At 59.2% G+C, this 20,861-nt stretch carries 20 protein-coding genes and 1 pseudogene; 16 read left to right on the plus strand and 5 right to left on the minus strand.

From position 1 onward, the window contains the following. Positions 1–52: 52 nt before the first annotated feature. Positions 53–493, plus strand: coding sequence for a hypothetical protein (locus AAGQ88_RS00890; protein ID WP_342654197.1), 441 nt, complete (start codon positions 53–55; stop codon positions 491–493). Between the two features lie 48 nt (positions 494–541). On the opposite strand, the gene AAGQ88_RS00895 is transcribed toward AAGQ88_RS00890, so the two are convergent. After that, the gene (locus tag AAGQ88_RS00895) at positions 542–1,519 is read right to left on the minus strand and encodes a sensor domain-containing diguanylate cyclase (protein ID WP_285423620.1); all 978 of its coding nucleotides are present in this window, start codon (positions 1,517–1,519) and stop codon (positions 542–544) included. 298 nt (positions 1,520–1,817) lie between these two features. After that, positions 1,818–3,002 carry a delta-9 fatty acid desaturase DesA gene (gene desA, locus AAGQ88_RS00900; RefSeq protein ID WP_342654198.1) on the minus strand — a complete coding sequence of 395 codons (1,185 nt, stop codon included), beginning with the start codon at positions 3,000–3,002 and terminating at the stop codon, positions 1,818–1,820. 177 nt (positions 3,003–3,179) lie between these two features. Between desA and dibA the strand changes: the two genes are divergently transcribed. The 6 genes from dibA (at position 3,180) to AAGQ88_RS00930 (ending at position 9,571) form a co-directional block, all read left to right on the plus strand. Next, positions 3,180–5,102, plus strand: coding sequence for a phosphodiesterase DibA (gene dibA, locus AAGQ88_RS00905; RefSeq protein ID WP_342654199.1), 1,923 nt, complete (start codon positions 3,180–3,182; stop codon positions 5,100–5,102). Between the two features lie 289 nt (positions 5,103–5,391). Further along, complete coding sequence (gene oscA, locus AAGQ88_RS00910; RefSeq protein ID WP_081565193.1) at positions 5,392–5,574, plus strand: sulfur starvation response protein OscA; 183 nt, start codon at positions 5,392–5,394, stop codon at positions 5,572–5,574. 99 nt (positions 5,575–5,673) lie between these two features. Beyond that, entirely contained in the window at positions 5,674–6,684 is a 1,011-nt protein-coding gene (locus AAGQ88_RS00915; RefSeq protein ID WP_342654200.1) for a sulfate ABC transporter substrate-binding protein, read from the plus strand. Between the two features lie 188 nt (positions 6,685–6,872). Next, entirely contained in the window at positions 6,873–7,694 is an 822-nt protein-coding gene (gene cysT / locus AAGQ88_RS00920; protein WP_285423617.1) for a sulfate ABC transporter permease subunit CysT, read from the plus strand. A gap of 11 nt (positions 7,695–7,705) precedes the next feature. Continuing rightward, a complete protein-coding gene (gene cysW, locus AAGQ88_RS00925; RefSeq protein ID WP_342654201.1) occupies positions 7,706–8,578 on the plus strand; it encodes a sulfate ABC transporter permease subunit CysW in 873 nt (290 codons plus the stop codon). Positions 8,579–8,581: 3 nt separating this feature from the next. Further along, on the plus strand, positions 8,582–9,571 hold the full coding sequence (locus AAGQ88_RS00930) for a sulfate ABC transporter ATP-binding protein (protein WP_285423616.1): 990 nt from the start codon (positions 8,582–8,584) through the stop codon (positions 9,569–9,571). A gap of 68 nt (positions 9,572–9,639) precedes the next feature. Here the strand turns inward: AAGQ88_RS00930 and AAGQ88_RS00935 are convergent, their stop codons facing one another. Beyond that, positions 9,640–10,176, minus strand: coding sequence for an Mpo1-like protein (locus tag AAGQ88_RS00935; RefSeq protein ID WP_342654202.1), 537 nt, complete (start codon positions 10,174–10,176; stop codon positions 9,640–9,642). A 137-nt stretch (positions 10,177–10,313) separates the two neighbouring features. Between AAGQ88_RS00935 and AAGQ88_RS00940 the strand changes: the two genes are divergently transcribed. Beyond that, positions 10,314–10,991, plus strand: a complete 678-nt coding sequence (locus AAGQ88_RS00940) for a Crp/Fnr family transcriptional regulator (RefSeq protein WP_342654203.1) — start codon at positions 10,314–10,316, stop codon at positions 10,989–10,991. A 12-nt stretch (positions 10,992–11,003) separates the two neighbouring features. Here AAGQ88_RS00940 and AAGQ88_RS00945 read toward each other — a convergent pair whose 3' ends face one another. After that, complete coding sequence (locus AAGQ88_RS00945; RefSeq protein ID WP_285423613.1) at positions 11,004–12,011, minus strand: AraC family transcriptional regulator; 1,008 nt, start codon at positions 12,009–12,011, stop codon at positions 11,004–11,006. Between the two features lie 111 nt (positions 12,012–12,122). Between AAGQ88_RS00945 and AAGQ88_RS00950 the strand changes: the two genes are divergently transcribed. The 4 genes and pseudogenes from AAGQ88_RS00950 (at position 12,123) to AAGQ88_RS00965 (ending at position 16,004) form a co-directional block, all read left to right on the plus strand. Beyond that, a complete protein-coding gene (locus AAGQ88_RS00950) occupies positions 12,123–13,205 on the plus strand; it encodes a fatty acid desaturase (protein ID WP_342654204.1) in 1,083 nt (360 codons plus the stop codon). Positions 13,206–13,478: 273 nt separating this feature from the next. Beyond that, positions 13,479–14,060: an alpha/beta hydrolase gene (locus AAGQ88_RS00955; protein WP_285423611.1), complete on the plus strand. Its 582-nt coding sequence runs from the start codon at positions 13,479–13,481 to the stop codon at positions 14,058–14,060. A gap of 132 nt (positions 14,061–14,192) precedes the next feature. Next, positions 14,193–15,008 (plus strand): annotated as a pseudogene (locus AAGQ88_RS00960) (sigma 54-interacting transcriptional regulator); the annotation flags it as partial. A 207-nt stretch (positions 15,009–15,215) separates the two neighbouring features. Further along, positions 15,216–16,004, plus strand: a complete 789-nt coding sequence (locus AAGQ88_RS00965; RefSeq protein WP_342654205.1) for a MetQ/NlpA family ABC transporter substrate-binding protein — start codon at positions 15,216–15,218, stop codon at positions 16,002–16,004. Positions 16,005–16,380: 376 nt separating this feature from the next. Here the strand turns inward: AAGQ88_RS00965 and AAGQ88_RS00970 are convergent, their stop codons facing one another. Further along, positions 16,381–16,533 carry a hypothetical protein gene (locus tag AAGQ88_RS00970; RefSeq protein WP_285423609.1) on the minus strand — a complete coding sequence of 51 codons (153 nt, stop codon included), beginning with the start codon at positions 16,531–16,533 and terminating at the stop codon, positions 16,381–16,383. Between the two features lie 264 nt (positions 16,534–16,797). On the opposite strand from AAGQ88_RS00970, the gene AAGQ88_RS00975 reads away from it, so the two are divergent. The 4 genes from AAGQ88_RS00975 to AAGQ88_RS00990 all read left to right on the plus strand — a co-directional run bounded on the left by AAGQ88_RS00975 (position 16,798) and on the right by AAGQ88_RS00990 (position 20,716). Further along, on the plus strand, positions 16,798–17,694 hold the full coding sequence (locus AAGQ88_RS00975) for a TauD/TfdA family dioxygenase (RefSeq protein WP_342654206.1): 897 nt from the start codon (positions 16,798–16,800) through the stop codon (positions 17,692–17,694). A 69-nt stretch (positions 17,695–17,763) separates the two neighbouring features. After that, the gene (locus tag AAGQ88_RS00980; RefSeq protein ID WP_285423673.1) at positions 17,764–18,606 is read left to right on the plus strand and encodes an ABC transporter ATP-binding protein; all 843 of its coding nucleotides are present in this window, start codon (positions 17,764–17,766) and stop codon (positions 18,604–18,606) included. Positions 18,607–18,742: 136 nt separating this feature from the next. Next, a complete protein-coding gene (locus AAGQ88_RS00985) occupies positions 18,743–19,609 on the plus strand; it encodes an ABC transporter permease (protein WP_285423607.1) in 867 nt (288 codons plus the stop codon). 87 nt (positions 19,610–19,696) lie between these two features. Continuing rightward, entirely contained in the window at positions 19,697–20,716 is a 1,020-nt protein-coding gene (locus AAGQ88_RS00990; protein WP_342654207.1) for an ABC transporter substrate-binding protein, read from the plus strand. Positions 20,717–20,861 lie beyond the last annotated feature (145 nt).

Below are 20,861 nucleotides of genomic sequence, written 5' to 3' on the forward strand. Positions count from 1 at the left end.
TCTCCATAGTTGCGCCGCTGCAACTATCTGATCATGAGCAAGGGATACACAGATGAAGAAATTATGGACATTGGCCGCAGTCGGCACATTGATCGCAACCACGAGTGGTTGCGTGAGCTACAACGTCAGCCAGCCTACCGCGCCGCTCTCGGGTGAAGTCAGAACTGACTTGAAAGCGGACGTAAAAGTGGGCGAGGCCATCAGCGGCGAATCCTCCACCAATATTCTGTTTGGATGGCTGGCGCTAGGCGGCGACAACAAGTTTGCCGACGGCGTGACTTATGGTGCAGGCAGCGGTTCCGCAATGGGTCTGCCTCTTCCTGACCCAGTCTCCAACGCAAAGGCCGCCGCTGCTTACAAGGCGGTGAAGTCTTCGGGGTCGGACCTGATCGTTGCCCCTCGTTACGAGGTCACGGTCAATGATTACTTCATCTTCAAGCAGGTGAAGGTCAAGGTCACGGGCAACAAAGGCAGCATCCAGAACATACGCTGATCGTTGAGAGGCTGGCGGTGGTGTCTTGCTGGACTCACCGCCTGGCTTTTACACCAGCACGATCTGATTCTTGCCCTGACGTTTGGCCTGATACATCGCCGCGTCTGCGCGAGCGTACAGGGCTTCCAGGCTTTGATCCTGAGTGCCCAGGTTGGTCAGGCCCTGACTGGCTGTAATTCCGAATGTCTTGTCGTTGCACTGGAAGCTCAGACGCTGAATCTCCCGCTGCAGCCGCTCGGCGATCTGCTTGGCCATGTCCGGCGCGCAGCCCGGAAACACCGCCGCGAACTCCTCGCCTCCGATGCGCCCGAACAGGTCGCCACGACGCAGGGTCTTGCGCCCGCATTCGGCGATGCGCTGCAGCACCGTGTCGCCTTCCTGGTGACCGTAGGTATCGTTCACCAGCTTGAAGTCATCCACGTCCAGCAGCAGAAACGCCATGGGCGTGCCTTGCAGACGTGCCTGTTCGAACTCGCGCTGAGCGCACTCGAAGAAATGACGACGGTTGCTGCTCTGGGTCAGCACATCCGTGGTGGCCAGCCGCTGCAGCTCGTCTTCCAGTTGTTTCTTTTCAGTGATGTCTTCAGCGATCCCGACCACGATCAGCCGCTGGCCGTGTTCGGCCTGATGACTGACGAAGCATTTGTCGCTCAACCAGCGCACCTGGCCATCGGCGCGAATGATGCGGTATTCGCGGTCTTCGATGGAGCCTTTTTCCAGCACTTCGCTCAAGCTGCGCTCGGCGTAATCCAGATCGTCGGGGTAGATGCTGTCACGCCATTCGCCGAAGTCTGCGAGCAACAGGCCGGCGGAGCGGCCGAAGATTCGCTCGTAAGCGGGGCTGACGTAGATCATGCGCTGGGTTTGCCAGTCGAACGCCCACAACACCGCGTTGACGCTGACCAGCAGAGAGCTGAAGAGCTGCTCCCGCTCGCTGAGCCGGGCCACTTCAGCCTGGGCGTGCATCAGCGCCAGCAGGGTTTCTGCTGCTGCGGGAATCTCGATAGAAGCGTTCTGGTTGTCCATGAGCACTGCATCTCAAAATAAGGTGCGGCGCACAGCCACAACATGTCACACAAAGCATAGTGCGAAGGTGCTAATGAGATTGATCCAGAGGCAGGAAGTTCCGACAGGCGCGCAGCCGGCCAGACTGACTGAAAACGACTCCGCTTGATGATGCTACGCGGAAAACAGGCGAAAAAGGCTCATTTAGAGCGGCCGGAGTCGAGTCGCGACCCCGGTCGTTTTTCGCCTGATCTGCCTTGCCTCATCTTCGCGGATGACGTTTTCTACCTCATCTGGAGGAAGGAGCCGATCAACGGCATCAGGCGTGATGCGGGCGAAGCGAGTAAGTCTTGAGCTGGTCGGCGAAGTCGCGCAACGACTGGATACCGCTGGCCTCGGCTTCGTGGACCCAGTCTTTGATGGCCGCCAGCATGTCGTGACCGTTGCTGCTGGTCTTCGCCCAGATCTGCTGAAGTGCCAGACGCTTCTCGTAGATCACTTTCAGCGCCTGACTGTGCTCGAGCATGGTCTGGATGCGCAGCTGATGCTTGTCTTCCAGCAGGCTGGTTTCGCGGGACAGCAGGCGCTTGGCGCGACGGAACTGGTGGCGGACGGACTCGTCGGCCTTGGCCAGTTCCTGCTTGACCAGCGGTGCGATTACCAGCTTGCGGTACTGGGCCATGATCTGGAAGCGGTTATTGAGGATCGCCATCGCGGTGTCCATGTCCAGATGGCCCTTGCCTTCGACCCGGTGGGCGATCGGCGCGACCCGCTGGACCTTGGCCAGACGCAGCCAGCAAAACAGCTTGATCCACGCCCAGCCCATGTCGAACTCCCAGCGCTTGACCGACAGCTTCGCTGAGTTGGGATAGGTGTGATGGTTGTTATGCAGCTCTTCGCCGCCGATCAGGATGCCCCAAGGCACCAGGTTTGTCGCAGCGTCCCGGCATTCGAAATTGCGATAACCGACGGCGTGCCCCAGACCATTGACCACACCGGCCGCCCACACTGGAATCCACATCATCTGAATTGCCCAGACGGTGATGCCGATCACGCCAAATAACGCCAGATCCAGCGCGCCCATGATCATCACGCCCAGGCGTGGGTAACGAGAATAGAGATTGCGTTCGATCCAGTCCTCAGGGCAGTTCTTGCCGTAGATGCGCAGGGTTTCCGGATTCTCGGCTTCGGCGCGGTACAGCTCGGCGCCTTTGCGCAGCACCGTCGAGAGGCCCTTGATGACAGGGCTGTGCGGGTCATCGGCTGTTTCGCATTTAGCGTGGTGTTTGCGGTGGATGGCGGTCCACTCGCGGGTGTTCTGCGCCGTGGTTAGCCACAGCCAGAAACGGAAAAAGTGCTTGAGGCCGGCGTTGAGTTCCAGCGAGCGGTGAGCGGAGTAGCGATGGAGATAGACCGTGACGCTGACGATAGTGACGTGTGTCATCGCCAGAGTGACTGCGACCAATTGCCAGACGGAAAGGTCAAGCAGACCGTTGTTCCACATAGGCTGAGTTGCCCTCGGTTGTAACGCGTGCGAGTGTGTGGGGTCGAGAGTGCGACCCCGGTGCGGCAGCGCGCATTATCACTTAGCCACCAGATAAAACCAGTCGGTGTTTTAGATAAGAGTCGCAAGATGTTTCTTACTCTATAATCCCGGATTTTCGTAAGGTCTTTCCTTTTTATGTCGACCATTACCCGAGATGCGCTCCGAACCGCACTGTTGTATGGGCTGCTGTCGATCATCTGGCTGGGGATCACCGACTTCTTGCTGCCCCGGCTGATCGAAGACCCGGTCCAACTGGCTCGCGCCCAACTGATGAGCGGCTATGCCTGGCTGGCCCTCAGCGCGCTGCTCGTCTACCTCGCCAGATCCCGGCTGTTGAGTTTCATGGGCGTCAAGGCGCCGGTTCGCAGTGATCAGGACATGCAGCGCCTGCGGCTGGCAGCCGCGGTATTCGACACCACGCTGGAAGGCGTGCTGGTGACCGATGCCAATGGCGTGATCGTGCACGTCAATCGGGCGTTCATGGAAATCACGGGCTATCAGCAGGACGAAGTGCTGGGCGAGAAGCCGAACACGTTCAAGTCAGGGCGTCATGGGCCTGAATTCTACGAGCGCATGTACAAGAGCATCCTCAGCGCCGGGCAGTGGAGCGGAGAAATCTGGAATCGGCGCAAGAGTGGGGAGATCTATCCGCAGTGGCAGAGCATTCGCTCGATCAAGAATGATCGCGGCGAAATCACTCATTTCGTGGCGGTGTTTTCTGACATCTCCACCGTCAAGCATTCCGAGCGCGAATTGGCCCACCTGGCTCATTACGACGCGCTCACCGGTCTGCCGAACCGGCTTCTGTTTACTGAGCGGACCGAACAGGCGCATACCCAGGCGCGCCGAAATCGCCAGAGTCTGGCGCTGCTGCTGGTGGATCTGGATCACTTCAAGCACATCAACGACAGTCTGGGTCACAACATCGGCGACGAAGTGCTCAAAGCCGTCGGCGAACGACTGAAAAGCCTGTTGGAGAAAGGCGTGACGCTGGCCAGGCTGGGCGGTGACGAATTTGCCGTCTTGCTCGAAAACGCGCAGCAAGCGGCACAGGCTGCCGAAGTGGCGCAGGGGATTCTCAATGGCCTGCGCGAGCCCTTTTTCGTCAACGGCCAATCGCTGTTTCTGACGGCCAGCATCGGTGTCAGCGTTTTCCCCAACGATGCCGAGAACGCTGAGCAATTGCTACGCAACGCTGATGCTGCGTTGTTTCAGGCCAAGAATCAGGGGCGGGAGAGCTACGCGCTGTACACCGCCGAGTTGACGGCCCATGCCCAGCGACGTGTCGAGTTGACCAACGAACTGCGTCAGGCGATCGCGCAGAACCAACTGCGAGTGTTTTATCAGCCAATCCATAACCTGCACAATCGCGGGATCGAAGGCGTCGAGGCACTGGTTCGCTGGCAGCATCCGGACCGAGGCATGGTTTCGCCGGGTGAGTTCATCCCGATCGCCGAGCAGAGCGGCCTGATTGCCGACATCGATAACTGGGTGTTGACCCAGGCGTGCCTGCAAATGCGCCACTGGCTCGAAAGCGGCATACAGATAGCCTTCGTGGCGGTGAACGTTTCCAGTCGGCTGTTCGCCCGGGGCGATCTTGATCGTCGAGTCGCCCGGGTCCTCGCAGAAACAGGGCTGGCGCCTGAACATCTGGAGCTCGAGGTCACCGAGAGCGCGATCATGGATGACCCCGATCAGGCTATCGAGCAGATGCATCGTCTGCGCGAGCTCGGCCTGAAACTGTCCATTGATGATTTCGGCACGGGGTATTCCTCTCTTCTGCGTCTCAAGCGCATGCCTGTGCAAAAGTTGAAGATTGACCAGGGGTTCGTTGCGGGCCTGCCGGACGACGAGGACGACGTGGCGATCGTGCACGCGATCATTGCGCTGGCACGGGCCATGGGGATGCGCGTGCTGGCCGAGGGAATCGAGCAGGCCGGGCAGGCTGACTTTCTGCTGAATAATCAGTGCGAGCTGGGTCAGGGCTACTGGTTCGCCCGGCCAATGCCAGCCGAGCAGATCAACTGGCAGCATGCGCCGGTTTTTGGGTTGATCTGATCGTCAGATCGCCGAGCCCCTACAGGGAAAATCGTGCTGATCTTGTAGGGGTGAGCTTGCTCGCGATGGCGCTGGGTCAGTCTGTCGTTTACTGACGGAAAAAACGCTATCGCGAGCAAGCTCACTCCACAAGGTTTCGAGCCGCTTAGAACACCAAATTCACTTTGGTTATATCTGCATTCTTAAATAGTATTTTTAAGAATAACCCTCCCTCTCTAATATCGCGCTTACGCCACGAGCAGCCGCTTCTCCCACGCCGCTGCGGGCAAACCTTTCAAGGAGCACGATCATGAGCGCATCTCTACGTAGCGTCGATGGCCAGGACGAAGCAAGCATTCTGCGTGAAATTCAGAGCGCTTTGCGTGACCTGCGCTTTGGCGCGGTTGAAATCACTGTGCATAACGCACAAGTGGTACAGATCGAACGCAAAGAAAAATTCCGTCTGCAGAATCCGGGCAAACAGCAAGGCTGAGGGACGCTTCAGCGCGCGCGGCCATGGGTTACCGATTTGCTTGAACCGAAATCAAAACTAGAAAAAGCCAACAACACATAAATTCCAGGAGCTTGATACATGTCCATTCGTCGTTACGCGCTGGCCGCTCTCGCCAGTGCCGTGTTTGCCGGTTCTGCAGTCGCAAAGGATTACACGTTGTTGAACGTGTCCTATGACCCGACTCGCGAGCTTTATCAGGACTACAACGCCGAGTTCATCAACTACTGGAAAAAAGCCCATCCGGACGACACCGTCAAGATCAACCAGTCCCACGGTGGTTCGGGCAAGCAGGGTCGGTCCGTCATTGACGGTTCGCCTGCGGACGTCGTGACGCTGGCGCTGGCTGGCGACATCGACGAAATCTCCAAGCTGGGGAAATCGATCCCTGAAAACTGGCAGACCAAGCTGCCGGACGCGAGCACGCCGTACACCTCGACGATCGTCTTCCTGGTTCGCAAGGGCAACCCTAAGGGCATCCATGACTGGGCGGATCTGATCAAGAAAGACGTTGCCGTCATCACGCCAAACCCTAAAACCTCTGGCGGCGCCCGCTGGAACTTCCTTGCCGCGTACGCCTACGGCCTGAAAGCCAACGGCGGCGATGAGAACAAAGCCAAGGAGTACATCAAAACGCTGTTCGAGCACGTTCCTGTGCTGGACACCGGCGCGCGCGGCGCAACCATCAGCTTCACCAACAACGGCCTGGGCGACGTCTTGCTCGCGTGGGAAAACGAAGCCTTCCTGTCGCTCAAGGAAGACGGTGGCGCTGACAAGTTCGACATCGTCGTACCTTCGCTGTCGATCCTGGCCGAACCTCCGGTGGCCGTCGTCGAGAAGAACGCCGAGAAACACGGTACGACCGAAATCGCCACCGAATACCTGAAGCACCTGTACAGCAAGGAAGGCCAGGAAATCGCCGCGAAAAACTTCTACCGTCCTCGCGACAAAGAAGTGGCCGCCAAGTACGAGAAGCAGTTTCCGAAACTGGAACTGGTGACCATCGACAAGGATTTCGGCGGCTGGAAGTCGGCTCAGCCCAAGTTCTTCAACGATGGCGGTATCTTCGACCAGATTTACATTCCTAAATAAGCCTGTAGGAGCGCTTGCCCGCGAGACGGTGTGTCAATGAATGCGATTGACATGGACAGATCGCCATCGCGGCATGCGCGCTCCTGCATGAAACGTCCCGGGATCTGATAAATTCCGTGACGTTTTCCACGGCGAAAAACCAATGACCCGGACACGTTCCGGGTTACGTGTATCAACCAAGGACACTTATGTCTCGACGCATATCCCCCGTCATACCCGGCTTCGGGCTGACGCTGGGCTACACCTTGGTGTACCTCAGCTTGATTGTGCTGATACCGCTTGCGGTGATGTTCATCCACGCCTCCCAACTGAGCGCTGAACAGTTCTGGACCATCGTCACGGCGCCACGTGTGCTGGCTGCGCTGAAGCTGAGCTTCGGCACTGCGTTCTATGCGGCCATCATCAACGGCATCATCGGTACCCTGCTCGCCTGGGTGCTGGTGCGTTACACCTTCCCGGGCCGCAAAATCATCGACGCGATGATCGATCTGCCTTTCGCCCTGCCCACAGCCGTGGCGGGCATCGCGTTGACAGCGCTGTACACGCCCGCAGGCCTCGTCGGTCAGTTCGCCACCGACCTGGGCATCAAGATCGCCTACACGCCTTTCGGTATTACGCTGGCGCTGACGTTCGTCACCATGCCCTTCGTAGTCCGGACCGTGCAGCCGGTGCTTGCCGACATCCCGCGTGAAGTCGAAGAAGCGGCGGCGTGCCTTGGCGCGCGGCCGATTCAGGTGTTCCGTTACATCCTCGCGCCTGCATTGCTGCCTGCCTGGCTGACCGGCTTTGCGCTTGCGTTCGCGCGGGGCGTCGGTGAATACGGCTCGGTGATCTTCATCGCCGGCAACATGCCGATGAAGACCGAAATCCTGCCGCTGCTGATCATGGTCAAGCTCGATCAGTACGATTACGCGGGGGCAACGTCCATTGGCGTGCTGATGCTGGTGGTCTCATTCATTCTGTTGCTGCTGATCAACCTGCTGCAGCGACGTATCGAAACCCCTAACTGAGGAGGCGCATCATGTCCGGTCCATCGCTTATCGCCGCTTCTTCGGCCAATGCATCCCGTCGTGGCAGCGCAGTGTCGCGGCGTATTCTTATCGGCCTCGCGTGGCTTGTGTTCGCGCTTTTTCTGTTGCTGCCGCTGTTCGTGGTCGTGAGTCAGGGCCTGAAGAACGGCATCGGCGGCTTCTTCACGGCGATTCTTGAGCCCGACGCGCTGTCGGCGCTGAAACTTACCGTGTATGCCGTGCTCATCTCTGTGCCATTGAACGTGGTGTTCGGCGTGGCTGCCGCCTGGTGCGTGAGCAAATATTCGTTCCGCGGCAAAGCCATTCTGGTCACGCTCATCGACCTGCCGTTTTCGGTCTCCCCGGTCATTGCCGGTCTGGTCTACATCCTCATGTTTGGCGCGCGCGGCGTTTTCGGGCCGTGGCTGCAGGATCACGACATCCAGATCGTGTTTGCGCTGCCCGGTATCGTTCTGGCGACCATCTTCGTGACCGTACCGTTCGTGGCGCGTGAACTGATCCCGCTGATGCAGGAGCAGGGCACGCAGGAAGAAGAGGCCGCCCGGCTGCTGGGCGCCAATGGCTGGCAGATGTTCTGGCACGTGACCGTCCCGAACATCAAATGGGGCCTGATCTACGGCGTGGTGCTGTGCACCGCCCGGGCGATGGGTGAGTTCGGCGCGGTGTCGGTGGTCTCCGGCCACATTCGCGGCGTGACCAACACCCTGCCGCTGCATGTCGAGATTCTCTACAACGAGTACAACCACGTGGCTGCTTTTGCCGTGGCGAGCCTGTTATTGATCCTTGCGCTGTTCATCCTGCTGCTCAAGCAGTGGAGCGAAGCGCGCATTAGCCGTCTGCGCCAAAGCGTGGCGGAGGAATAATTCATGTCGATCGAAGTCCGTAACGTCAGCAAGAACTTCAATGCCTTCAAGGCCCTCAACAGCATCAGTCTGGACATCCAGAGTGGCGAGCTGGTGGCTTTGCTGGGGCCCTCAGGCTGTGGCAAGACCACGCTGCTGCGCATCATCGCCGGGCTTGAAACCCCCGATCAGGGCAGCATCGTATTCCACGGCGAAGACGTCTCCGGTCACGATGTGCGTGATCGCAACGTCGGGTTCGTGTTCCAGCATTACGCGCTGTTCCGCCACATGACGGTGTTCGACAACGTCGCGTTCGGCCTGCGCATGAAGCCCAAGAACCAGCGGCCGAACGAAAGCCAGATCGCGGCGAAAGTGCATGAGCTGCTCAACATGGTCCAACTGGACTGGCTCGCCGATCGCTACCCCGAGCAACTGTCGGGCGGTCAGCGTCAGCGTATCGCGCTGGCGCGGGCGCTGGCGGTAGAGCCGAAAGTGCTGCTGCTGGATGAGCCGTTCGGTGCGCTGGACGCCAAGGTGCGCAAGGAATTGCGTCGCTGGCTGGCGCGCCTGCACGAAGACATCAACCTGACCTCGGTTTTCGTGACCCACGACCAGGAAGAAGCCATGGAGGTCGCCGACCGCATTGTGGTGATGAACAAGGGCGTGATCGAGCAGATCGGCTCGCCGGGCGAGGTGTACGAGAACCCTGCCAGCGATTTCGTGTATCACTTCCTCGGGGATTCGAACCGCTTGCACCTGGGCGAAGATAACCACGTGCTGTTCCGGCCGCATGAAGTGTCGTTGTCGCGTCATGAAGTGGAAGGGCATCACGCCGCTGAAGTGCGTGACATCCGCCCGCTGGGCGCAACCACCCGCGTGACCTTGAAGGTCGAAGGTCAGCCGGAGCTGATCGAAGCCGAGGTGGTCAAGGACCACGACAGCCTGATCGGCCTGGCCCGCGGCGAGACGCTATTCTTCAAACCGAAGGTCTGGCAGAAGGTCGAGAGTATCTAAGTCGGTTCTGGCCGAACGCCGAACTCTGTAGGAGCGCGCTTGCGCGCTCTGCAAAAAGGCTGTGTTTGCTACACAGCCGCCTTCTTCAGGTTGCGCTTGTGTGTGCGGCCCGCTTTACCCTCGATGCTGTTCTGCAACTTCCTTCTCATTCCCATCAGAAAGGCCGCTTCGGCGACCACGAACAGCGGGCCGATGATCAGGCCTGTGACGTCATCGACGAACGCCGGTTTGCGACCTTCGTAATAATGGCCCACGAACTGGATCGCCCAGCCGACCACGAACAGCCCGACGCCTGAGCCGAGCCACACCATCGTGCTCTGCTGCGCCAGGTGCGCTCCGATCCACAGAAACAGCGCAAGCACGATGCCCATGGCGATGCCGAAAGGCCTGTCCAGCCGCAGGTAGAACGCCGTGGCCGCGACCGTTGCCAGCAAGGCCGGTGAAATCCACAGATCGGCCAGCGACCAGCTGCTCCAGCCCGGCCGGGACAGCAGTATCGCCACGGCCAGCACGATCAGTGGAACGCCGACGAAGTGGGTGGCGATATTTCGGGTGTCGCGATGGTAAGACGCGTATTGGCTTAAGTGATCGACGAGGTTTTTCATTGTTATTCCTCTGGTGATGCGTGGATCATGCCGCTGATTTTTGGATGAGCCGCGACTGCCGGTTCAGCCTGCAATAAAACGCTGCTGATAAAAAGGAGATTCACATGACGAATGGAACGCAATGGAGCTCTTGGTTGATGAACGACCGATGGTTCACCGAGTTGCCCGCCTCATTGCAGGATAGCCTGCTGAGCGGCATGCAGCAGCGACGCTTCACATCGGGCAGGACCGTGTTCGAGCGCGGTCAGCCGGTCACCGGACTGTACGCGCTGCTGGATGGATCGATCCGCTTCGGCGATCCCGCTCAGCAATGTCATGACCTTCCCCGTCCCGTTGGCAAGCGGCCTTACTGGTTTGGCGAACGGGCGCTGTTTGACGATCAGCCCAGCGCGCTGGACGGCTTTGCCGAAGGCTCGATCATCCTCCTGCACATGCCTCACGCGCCGATCAGGCAACTGCTGCAAGAGCGCCCGGCGCTGTGGCGTCACTTTTGCGCGTTGCTGAGTCAAAAACTCGGTCTGCTGGTTCCGCTCCCTGAACAGATGACACTGTTGCCGACCGTCGAGAGAGTAGCGTTTCGTCTGTTGATGCTGACCGAGGGATACGGCGAGCTGGACCGCTCCGTGCGGGTCGTAGCGCTCTCGAACATGGCCTCGCAGCGTTGTCTGGGACTGAGCGGTGAAGTGGTCGAGCGCGTGCTGGGGGAATTGGCCGAGCGCAACATTGTGCGGCGCGAAGGTGACTTGATCCACGTGCTGGACACCGGTCGGCTGCGCCGTGCGGCGTTGCACCGGCTGACGGAAGAGAAGACCTGACTGGACTAGATGTCAGCGCAACAGGCCGTCGCGGTACTGACTGGGCGTCATGCCGGTCCAGCGCTTGAATGCGCGGCTGAAACTGCTGGTGTCAGAGAATCCCAGCAGGTAGGCGATCTCGCTGAGCGACGTACCAGGCTCGCGCATGTGCTGCAGTGCCAGGTTCTGTCGACACTGGTTAAGCAGCAGATCGTAACTGCAGCCCTCGTCTGCCAGATGGCGCTGCAAGCTGCGCAGGCTCAAGTGCAGGTTCTGGGCAATGCGCTCGGCTGACGGCTCACCTTCCGGCAGCTGGGTTTCGATCGCTCCACGCACTTTGCGCTCCCACGTCAGCGGGCTGAGCTGCTCCAGCGTGCGATTGAGGACCGCTTCGTTATGCTCGGCGAGTTCCGGGTTGGCATCGTCCAGATGGCTGTCGAAGTCGGCGCACGCAAACTCCAGCAAATTTTCCCGCGCGGCGAAATGCAGCGGCGCCCGAAACACGTCGTGCCAGGGCTTCGGGTCTTCGGGTTGAGGGCGCATCAGGTGAACGGCCAAAGGTGCGTAATGCCGCCCGAGCCGGTTACGGCAGGTCCGCACGTAGATGGCGGCAAACGCGTCCATTGCCTCGTTGGCCGGCATTGGTCCGCCCTCCGGCACCCGAAAACGGAACGCGTAGTGATCCCCCTCACGCACGAAGCTCAGATCCAGCGCGTCACTGACCACCGGGTGGTAACGCACGATGCGCTCGAACACTTCGCGCAACGAGCCGCTGGCAACCAGTGCATAGCCGAGTGCGTGAAAAGTGGTCGGGCTGACGAAGCGCGACACGCGCAAACCCAGCGCGGGATCGCCGCTCGCTTGCACGGCCAGTTGCCAGAAACGGGTCGTGGCTGCCACCGGATAGCGCGCGTTAGGGTCGTCCATCAACTGTGAGTCCAGGCCCGCCGCTTCGCTCAGCGCGAGACTGTCCAGGCCCAGAGCGTCGAGTTGCTTGCGCAGGGCGCGGGTCCAACTGGCGAGAATGCTCGGCTCAGGCATACAGATTGGCGCTTCCGGTCAACAGGTTGGCGTTCACGGCAGGGCGGTTGCGCGCCGCGCTCGGCACAGTGATGTCGTGTTTTTCTGAATCATAAAACCGGAGATGGAAGCATGCACGACACTTCTGCAAGTGCAGCCGGACGGAATGCACAGCAGCGATCAGCCCATATTCGCGCGGCGGTCATGGCCCATGGCGAGATCCTGCGTGCGCGTTATCCGATCCTTCGACATCAAGATGCCATTGGCGTGAGCATCCTGATGTTTGCGCTCGGCGGCATGACGCTCAGCGCGGCGCTCTACATCGAGGGCCACGTCGCGTGGTGGGCCTGCATGTTGCTCAATGCGTTCTTTGCGTCGCTGACCCATGAGCTGGAGCACGACCTGATTCACAGCATGTATTTCCGCAAGCAGCGAGTGCCGCACAACCTGATGCTGGCGTTGGTGTGGATGGCCCGGCCGAGCACCATCAACCCGTGGATTCGTCGGCATCTGCACTTGAATCATCACAAGGTATCCGGCACCGAGGCCGACCTGGAAGAACGCGCGATCACCAACGGCGAACCCTGGGGGCTCGCCCGATTGTTGATGGTCGGCGATAACGTGATGTCGTCGTTGATCCGGATGTTGCGTGCGAAAACCTGGGCGCACCGGTTCAGCATTCTCAAGCGGACACTCCGGGTTTATGCCCCGCTGGCCTTGCTGAACTGGAGCGCCTGGTATGTGTTTCTGGGCTTTCACGGGATCAACGGCGTCGCGGCCCTGGCAGGTAATCCGATTGACTGGTCACAGAGCACGCTGGCATTCATGCACGCCATCGACGTTGCAGTGGTGGTGATCGTCGGGCCCAACGTCTTGCGCACTTTCTGCCTGCATTTCGTCAGCTCGAACATGCACTACTACGGTGATGTCGAACCCGGCAATTTGATGCAACAGACTCAGGTCCTCAATCCTTGGTGGATGTGGCCGCTGCAGGCGTTCTGCTTCAACTTCGGCAGCACTCACGCCATTCACCATTTCGTGGTCAAGGAGCCTTTTTACATCCGCCAGATGACGGCGCCCGTAGCGCATAAGGTCATGGCGCAAATGGGCGTTCGGTTCAATGATTTCGGGACGTTCGGTCGCGCCAACCGGTTCACCCCCTCGGGCATGAAAACGGGCGCGGCCTCTAGGCGCGGGCTCGCGCGCGAAAGCTGATATTCAGGCGGCGTTCGGGATTTTTCGTCGATAAAAAATTCTGTAACAACCCGCCCGTATTCTTCACTCATCCCCGGCGAGCTGGGGGCAGACAGCGTGATTTATCAGGGCCACTCCTTAAGGCAGGGGGTGGCCCTCTTTTTTTGCGCGCAGATGCCTGAGGCTGCGGCATATGTATTTTAGCTATTAATAAATATCTTCTTATTCTTTTTCGAATATATGTCTCGTCCCTATACTCGCCCCCATAAACGCAACATGCAGGAGGCGAAGGCCATGCATAACGAATCGATCCGTTACCTGATCGTGCCAGGCTGGCAAGGATCTGCCGACGACCATTGGCAAACCCATTGGCAGAACAGTCTGCCGAACAGTGTGCGTGTGGAGCAGGCCGACTGGCTCAAGCCACGCCGCGAAGACTGGGTGGGTGAGCTGCAGCGCGTGATCGCGGCGGACAGCTCGCCCGTTATCCTCATTGCCCACAGCCTGGGTTGCGTGACGGTTGCCCATTGGGCGCAACTGGCGCCTCTGGAAACCCTGCGTCAGGTGCGCGGTGCGTTGCTGGTGGCACCTGCTGATGTCGAACGTGCGAACTGCCCGCCTGCCATTCGCAATTTTGCGCCGATCCCCGAACACCTGATGCCGTTCCCTGCTCAGGTCGTCAGCTCTGACAACGATTCGGCCGTGAGCGCCCTGCGAGCCATGGAAATGGCGCGCAACTGGGGCGCCGAGATCGGCATCCTCAGTGGCGCCGGGCACATCAACGTCAAATCCGGGCATCAACGATGGGAACAGGGTTTTGCGTATCTTTACCGCTTGCAAGGACGCATCGAACAGCTGACCCGGCGTCGCGCGTGAAGGCATGTCGCTCGGCTGTCGGCACGTCTGAGCCTGCATTGATGATCACTTTTTTGGCCGCAGCGAACGCACAGGCGCTGCGGCCTTTTTTTTAACGCTCAGGTCATCGGAAGGCTTGGGCGGGAGACTGCCATGAGCCATCCTGATGTTTTGAACAACCCGCTGCTGACCTTCCCCGAAGCCGAAAAAAGCCCCCTCAGTATTCGCGCCAAAGCGCTGGTCTTCATCGATCCACGCTCGCGTCAGCTGCGTGAAGAGATGGAGCAACTCGCGCCGCTTGAACTGCCCGTGTTGATCCGAGGAGAGCCGGGAACCGGCAAGGAGTTGCTCGCCAGGCACATTCATCGTGGCAGCGACCGTTCGGGTTTGTTCGTGTCCGTGAACTGTGGAGCCATCAGCCCGACGTATGCCGATGCCGAGCTGTTCGGCCACGCCGCAGGCGCTTATTCCGGATCGGCCAGCAGCCGCGCTGGCTGGTTCGGCTCGGCCACCGGCGGCACGCTGTATCTGGATGAGATTGCCGATTTGCCGCTGTCCATTCAGATCAAGTTGCTGGCAGCGCTCGAAAATCGCGAGGTCACCCGCGTGGGCGCGTCTCAGCCAAGCCCGGTGGACGTCAGACTGGTTGCGGCCACCAGCATTGACCTGAGGCTGGCCGTCGCGGCGGGAAAATTTCACGAGCGCCTGTATCGGTATCTCAGCGAAGGTCGGCTAGACCTGCCGGCGCTCAGGGAACAACCGGGCAACATCCTGCCATTGGCTGAATACTTCCTCGGCATCTACAGCCAGCGTCTGGACTTTCCGATGCCGCTGATCAGCGATGCGGCTCAGCGTGTGCTCGAAGCGCATTACTGGCCAGGAAACACGCGGGAACTTGAGAACGTCATTCACTTTGCGCTGCTGGTGAGCAGCGGGGCAGAAGTCTTGCCGGAGCATCTGAATCTGCCTCAGCGCTAGCTGCAAGAACGCCGGCTGCACGCTGGCTCCGAATGACCTACCAAATCGGTATAAGCATTCGATTAAAAAGTCTTTTAATGGAATAAGAAATCCGGGTAATGTTCGCCCCACGCCGCCGTGCTGCGCGATTGCGACAGTTCGGCGGCGACCACTTTCCCTTCATCGCCATCAGAGCGATCGGATTACCAAGGACATTGCATGAAAAAGACGTTTTTGTTCACCGCATTGGCGGCTGCTCTTTCTCTCGGCATCAGTGCTGCGCAAGCGGCCGAGAAACTGGTTGTCGGCGCAACTGCCGTTCCGCACGCCGAAATCCTGGAGCTGATCAAGCCTGAGCTGGCCAAAGAAGGCGTGGACCTGCAGATCAAAGTCTTCACTGACTACGTGCAGCCAAACGTGCAACTGAACGAGAAGCGTCTGGACGCCAACTACTTCCAGACCAAGCCATACCTGGACGGCTTCAACAAAGGGAAGGGCGCGACGCTGGTTACCGGCGTTGGCGTACACGTCGAACCGTTCGGCGGCTACTCGAAAAAGTGGAAGTCCATCGACCAGCTGCCTGAAGGCGCAACCGTTGCCATCCCTAACGAGGGCAGCAACGCCGGTCGTGCTCTGTTGCTGCTGCAGAAGAACGGTCTGATCACCCTGAAAGACCCGACCAATGCGCTGGCGACCCCGAAAGACATCGCCACCAACCCGAAAAAACTGAAATTCCGCGAGCTGGAGTCCGCTCTGCTGCCACGCGCTCTGGATCAAGTCGACCTGGACCTGATCAACACCAACTACGCGCTGGAAGCCAAGCTGAATCCGAAGAAAGACGCGCTGATTCTGGAAGGTTCTGATTCGCCGTACGTGAACTACCTGGTGACCCGTACCGACAACGCCCACACCGACGCGATCGAGAAGCTGTCGAAAGCGCTGACCAGCCAGCAGGTCAAAGACTTCATCAACAAGAAGTACGACGGCGCGGTATTGCCAGCGTTCTGATGGGGCAGGGGCGCAGTGACCACTGGCAGGGTAAGCCAACGGTCGTTAATGCCCCTCGATCAACGGCGTAATACCTGACGCCTTCCCGGCTAAAGCCGGTCCTACGAAAAGTTTGCAGCGTCTGTAGGGTCGGCTTCAGCCGGGAAGAGGCTGGCGTGTCTGGTGAAGATCTGGCGGCTGGAAGTCAGTCTTCGCAAGCAAGCTCGCTCCCACGGGATTAGTGTCTGCCCAGAGAGTTTGGGTATGCCTGGAGATCCGTGTAGGAGTGAGCTTGCTCGCGATGGTGGCTTGATGAGTCACCATTGCAGCGTCTGACCCGGCGCTTCGCGAGCAAGCTCGCTCATGCATGTCTGGCGCAAGCCGGAAAAGAGTCGGATTACTGACCCACGTTTTTCACGCCGACGGCCTGTACCTGCGTCGGCGTTTTTGCATGTGTGCCCAGCGCGCGACGCAGCGCGATCAGCAATTTCATGTTGTCTTCGAGAAGTTTGTCTTGCGAGTGGTCATTGAAGCTGGCGCGTTCCGGCATGATTGGTCCTCTTTTTGTTATCCCTGACATCTGCTCCAGCGCAGGCAATGCCCGCTGCGAGATGCGGAATAGACCGCAATCATGCGCGTCAGGTTCGCATCCAAAGATAAGAATTTGGTATCGATGCGGTTACCGATAATGGCACTAAGCCGCTGCTAGTTCGTTCGGCGCTATGCATATGCTCTAACGATATTTAAATTTATCTTCTTATAGCTTTAAAGTTCCGACTCTTCAGTCACACGCCTTTTTGGAGTCGGAGTTCTCATGCCAGCAGCCTCCCAAGCTTCCACGTCCGCGCAAGCGCCGGATCAGCAGTTCGATGTGCGTCCATTCGCCGAAAAGGTGGGCGCGGAAATCGTCGGGCTGGATTTGTCCCGTCCGCTCAATGACGCTGACTTCGCGCGCTTGCATCGTGCTCATCTGGATTACCACGTGGTGGTTTTTCGCGATCAGCAGATCACCCCGCAACAACAGATCGATTTCAGCCGTCGTTTCGGCGTGCTGCAGATTCACGTCCTCAAGCAGTTTCTGCTCGCCAACCATCCGGAAATTCTGATCGTTTCCAACATCGTCGAGAACGGCCAGCCGGTCGGCCTGGGTGACGCCGGTAAGTACTGGCACTCGGATTTGTCTTACAAAGAGCTTCCAAGCCTGGGCTCGATGCTCTACGCCCAGGAGCTGCCGAGCGAAGGCGGCGACACGCTGTTCGCCGACATGCATCTGGCTTGGGACACGCTGCCTGAGCATCTGCGTAAAGCGGTCGAAGGCCGCAAGGCCGTCCACAGCTACACCTCGCGTTATCGCGATGGCCGTAACGCCGAAAACTGGCGTCCGACCCTCAGCGCCGAGCAGTTGGCTCAAGTGGCGGTGGTCAGCCATCCGATCGTGCGCACGCACCCGGAAAACGGACGCAAGGCACTGTTCGTCAGCGAAGGCTTCACCACGCATATCGTGGGTATTCCAGAAGACGAAAGTCAGCAGATTCTCACCGAGTTGTACGCACACAGCGTGCGCCCCGAAGGTGTCTACCGGCATAAATGGCAGGAAAACGACATGGTGTTCTGGGACAACCGCTCCCTGATTCACTTGGCCGGTGGGACCCCGGACCATCTTCGCCGTCGTCTGCATCGCACCACCATTCAGGGCGATGCGCCGTTCTGATTTACGCCGTCCTGATCCGGAGACCGTTCCATGAACGCTGTTCTGCAAAGCCACACGGCTAGCGATCGCTTGAATGCGCAACAGGCCAATCAGCCTACCGCTGAAGCGCTGTTGCAAGTCCAGGGCGTAAGCCTTGAATACCGCACCCCGGAACGCGTGGTGCGCGCCACTCATCAAGTCAGTTTCGAAATCGATCCTGCAGACCGTTTTGTCCTGCTCGGCCCATCGGGCTGCGGCAAGTCGACGTTGCTCAAAGCGGTTGCCGGCTTCATTCAGCCCAGCGAAGGGCAGATCCGTCTGGCCGGCCAGCCTGTCAAAGAACCTGGGCCGGACCGCATCGTGGTCTTCCAGGAATTTGACCAGCTGCCACCGTGGAAAACGGTGATCGAGAACGTGATGTTCCCGTTGCTGGCTTCGCGCACGCTCAAGCGCCGGGACGCAGAAGAGCGCGCGCGGCATTACCTGGAAAAAGTGGGCTTGAGCGCGTTTGCCGATGCGTACCCGCACACCCTGTCGGGCGGCATGAAAGCGCGCGTGGCCATTGCGCGTGCACTGGCGATGCAGCCGAAGATCCTGTTGATGGACGAGCCGTTCGCAGCGCTCGACGCCCTGACCCGTCGCAAGATGCAAGAAGAGCTTCTCGAGCTGTGGGAAGAGGTGCGTTTCACGTTGTTGTTCGTGACTCACTCCATCGAAGAAGCGCTGGTGGTGGGCAACCGGATTCTGTTGCTGTCCCCGCATCCGGGACGCGTGCGGGCCGAGATCAACAGCCATCAGTACGATCTGAAAAGCCTCGGTGGCGTGGATTTCCAGGCGTCAGCGCAGCGCATCCACCGGCTGCTGTTCGATGAAGGCGAAGCGCCCGCAGTGGAGCAAGACCTGCGGTTTCAGGATATTCGTATCGCCTATTAATGCGCCAACTTTCACTCTTGTAGGAGCGCGCTTGCCCGCGATTGCGATGTGCCTGTGACGTTTAGATCGCCTGACACACCGTTATCGCGGGCAAGCGCGCTCCTACAGAGGACGTTGGCCCAAATGAGACAAGACCATGAGCCTTTCACCTCCGATTCGCGAGGAATACGAAGTTGCGCTGGAGCCTTTCACTCAGGAAGACCTGGCCCGCGACATTCCGCTTGTTCAACGCATCTGGCAATTGAGCTGGGTTCGCAAAGCCGTGATTCTCGTCCTGCTGGCCGTGATCTGGGAAATCGCCGCGCGCATCCAGGGCAATGACCTGTTGCTGCCGAGCTTTCTGCAAACCGCGCAGGCTTTCATTGACGGCATCGTAACCGGCGAACTGCTGGGCAAGGTCTGGATCTCCCTGACGGTGCTGGTCAAGGGTTACCTCATTGGCATCGTCCTCGCGTTCGGCCTGACCACACTGGCGGTTTCTACCCAGTTGGGGCGGGACTTGCTCGGCACGCTGACCGCGATGTTCAACCCGCTGCCGGCTATCGCGCTTCTGCCGCTGTCGCTGCTGTGGTTCGGTCTGGGCGAGAACAGCCTGATTTTCGTCCTCGTGCACTCGGTCCTGTGGGCGCTGGCGCTCAACACCTACGCAGGTTTTCTCGGCGTTTCGGAAACCCAGCGCATGGCCGGTCGCAACTACGGGCTCAAAGGGCTGCGTTTTGTCTGGTACATCCTGATTCCGGCGGCGCTGCCGTCGATTCTGGCGGGCCTGAAAATTGGCTGGGCGTTCGCCTGGCGCACCCTGATCGCTGCCGAGCTGGTGTTTGGCGCGTCGTCGGGCAAGGGCGGACTGGGCTGGTACATCTTCCAGAACCGCAACGAGCTGTACACCGACAAGGTGTTCGCGGGCCTCGCGGCTGTGATCATCATCGGTCTGCTGGTGGAAAACCTGCTGTTCAGCAATGTCGAGCGCCTGACCGTCAAACGTTGGGGCATGCAGCGCTGATCGCTTATTAGAAGAACATTTCGCTGAGTGGACCGGATCGCCGGACATGAAGCTTTCCAACACTTTCGCTTTCATTGTGAGGAATTCATGGGGACTTCAAACAAACGTCCAGTGCTCACCGCACTGGCAGCCACGGTCGGTCTGTTCGGCGCACTGTTGAGCAGCGGCGCGCACGCTGAAGGCAAGATCAGCATCGCCCAGCAATTCGGTATCGGCTACCTGATCCTCGATGTCGTGCAGCAGCAGAAGCTGATCGAGAAGCATGGCAAAGAGCAGGGCCTGGACATCAAGGTCGACTGGAACAGCATCTCCGGCGCAACGGCAATGAACGAAGCGCTGCTGGCTGGCGCGCTGGATGTGGTATCGGCAGGCGTGCCGCCGATGCTGACCATCTGGGACCGCACCAAGGGCAAACAGAACGTCAAGGCCATCGCCTCGCTGGGTTCGATGCCGAACTATCTGCTGAGCAACAATCCGAACGTGAAGACGGTCCAGGACTTCACCGACAAGGATCGCATCGCTGTGCCGGCAGCGGGCGTGGGCTTCCAGTCGCGTACCCTGCAGATCGAAACCGCCAAGCTGTTCGGTAACGACAATTACAAGAAATTCGACAACATCTCCGTGAGCCTGCCGCACCCTGACGCCACCTCGGCGTTGATCGCGGGCGGTTCCGAGATCAGCGCGCACTTCTCCAGCCCGCCGTTCCAGTATCAGGAACTGGAAAACCCGAACGTGCATAAAGTGCTGAGTTCGTACGACGTGCTGGGCGGCCAGGCGACGTTCAACGTCCTTTACACCACACAGAAATTCCACGACGAGAACCCGAAAACCTATAAAGCGTTCTATGACGCTTTGGCTGAGGCCGAAAAGATCATCAAGGCCGACAAAAACGCAGCGGCGAAGACCTACATCGAGGTCGAGAAATCCAAGTTGCCATTGCCGCTCGTGGAGAAGATCGTCAACGACCCGGAAATCGACTTCACCGTCGTGCCGCAACGCACCTTCATCTATGCCGAGAAGCTGCATGAAATCGGCGTGCTGAAGAACAAGGCCGACAGCTGGAAAGATTTCTTCTTCGAAGAGGCCCACGGCGGGGCGGGTAGCTGATGCAGGCCATTGATCTCGGGATCAACCTTGGGATGAGCTTGCTCACGAAACGTCCGGTCATGCTGCGATAAATTCATCGCCTGACCCACCGCCTTCCCGGCTAAAGCCGGTCCTACGAAAAACTCGCAGCGTCTGTAGGGCCGGT

It is taken from the genome of Pseudomonas sp. F3-2, assembly GCF_038804275.1.
GTDB lineage: Bacteria > Pseudomonadota > Gammaproteobacteria > Pseudomonadales > Pseudomonadaceae > Aquipseudomonas.

Bases quoted from the DNA above. Each gene is read 5' to 3' on its own strand.
- AAGQ88_RS00890 (WP_342654197.1), top strand. From the start codon at position 53: ATGAAGAAATTATGGACATTGGCCGCAGTCGGCACATTGATCGCAACC.
- AAGQ88_RS00895 (WP_285423620.1), bottom strand. From the start codon at position 1,519: ATGGACAACCAGAACGCTTCTATCGAGATTCCCGCAGCAGCAGAAACC.
- desA (WP_342654198.1), bottom strand. From the start codon at position 3,002: ATGTGGAACAACGGTCTGCTTGACCTTTCCGTCTGGCAATTGGTCGCA.
- dibA (WP_342654199.1), top strand. From the start codon at position 3,180: ATGTCGACCATTACCCGAGATGCGCTCCGAACCGCACTGTTGTATGGG.
- oscA (WP_081565193.1), top strand. From the start codon at position 5,392: ATGAGCGCATCTCTACGTAGCGTCGATGGCCAGGACGAAGCAAGCATT.
- AAGQ88_RS00915 (WP_342654200.1), top strand. From the start codon at position 5,674: ATGTCCATTCGTCGTTACGCGCTGGCCGCTCTCGCCAGTGCCGTGTTT.
- cysT (WP_285423617.1), top strand. From the start codon at position 6,873: ATGTCTCGACGCATATCCCCCGTCATACCCGGCTTCGGGCTGACGCTG.
- cysW (WP_342654201.1), top strand. From the start codon at position 7,706: ATGTCCGGTCCATCGCTTATCGCCGCTTCTTCGGCCAATGCATCCCGT.
- AAGQ88_RS00930 (WP_285423616.1), top strand. From the start codon at position 8,582: ATGTCGATCGAAGTCCGTAACGTCAGCAAGAACTTCAATGCCTTCAAG.
- AAGQ88_RS00935 (WP_342654202.1), bottom strand. From the start codon at position 10,176: ATGAAAAACCTCGTCGATCACTTAAGCCAATACGCGTCTTACCATCGC.
- AAGQ88_RS00940 (WP_342654203.1), top strand. From the start codon at position 10,314: ATGAACGACCGATGGTTCACCGAGTTGCCCGCCTCATTGCAGGATAGC.
- AAGQ88_RS00945 (WP_285423613.1), bottom strand. From the start codon at position 12,011: ATGCCTGAGCCGAGCATTCTCGCCAGTTGGACCCGCGCCCTGCGCAAG.
- AAGQ88_RS00950 (WP_342654204.1), top strand. From the start codon at position 12,123: ATGCACGACACTTCTGCAAGTGCAGCCGGACGGAATGCACAGCAGCGA.
- AAGQ88_RS00955 (WP_285423611.1), top strand. From the start codon at position 13,479: ATGCATAACGAATCGATCCGTTACCTGATCGTGCCAGGCTGGCAAGGA.
- AAGQ88_RS00965 (WP_342654205.1), top strand. From the start codon at position 15,216: ATGAAAAAGACGTTTTTGTTCACCGCATTGGCGGCTGCTCTTTCTCTC.
- AAGQ88_RS00970 (WP_285423609.1), bottom strand. From the start codon at position 16,533: ATGCCGGAACGCGCCAGCTTCAATGACCACTCGCAAGACAAACTTCTC.
- AAGQ88_RS00975 (WP_342654206.1), top strand. From the start codon at position 16,798: ATGCCAGCAGCCTCCCAAGCTTCCACGTCCGCGCAAGCGCCGGATCAG.
- AAGQ88_RS00985 (WP_285423607.1), top strand. From the start codon at position 18,743: ATGAGCCTTTCACCTCCGATTCGCGAGGAATACGAAGTTGCGCTGGAG.
- AAGQ88_RS00990 (WP_342654207.1), top strand. From the start codon at position 19,697: ATGGGGACTTCAAACAAACGTCCAGTGCTCACCGCACTGGCAGCCACG.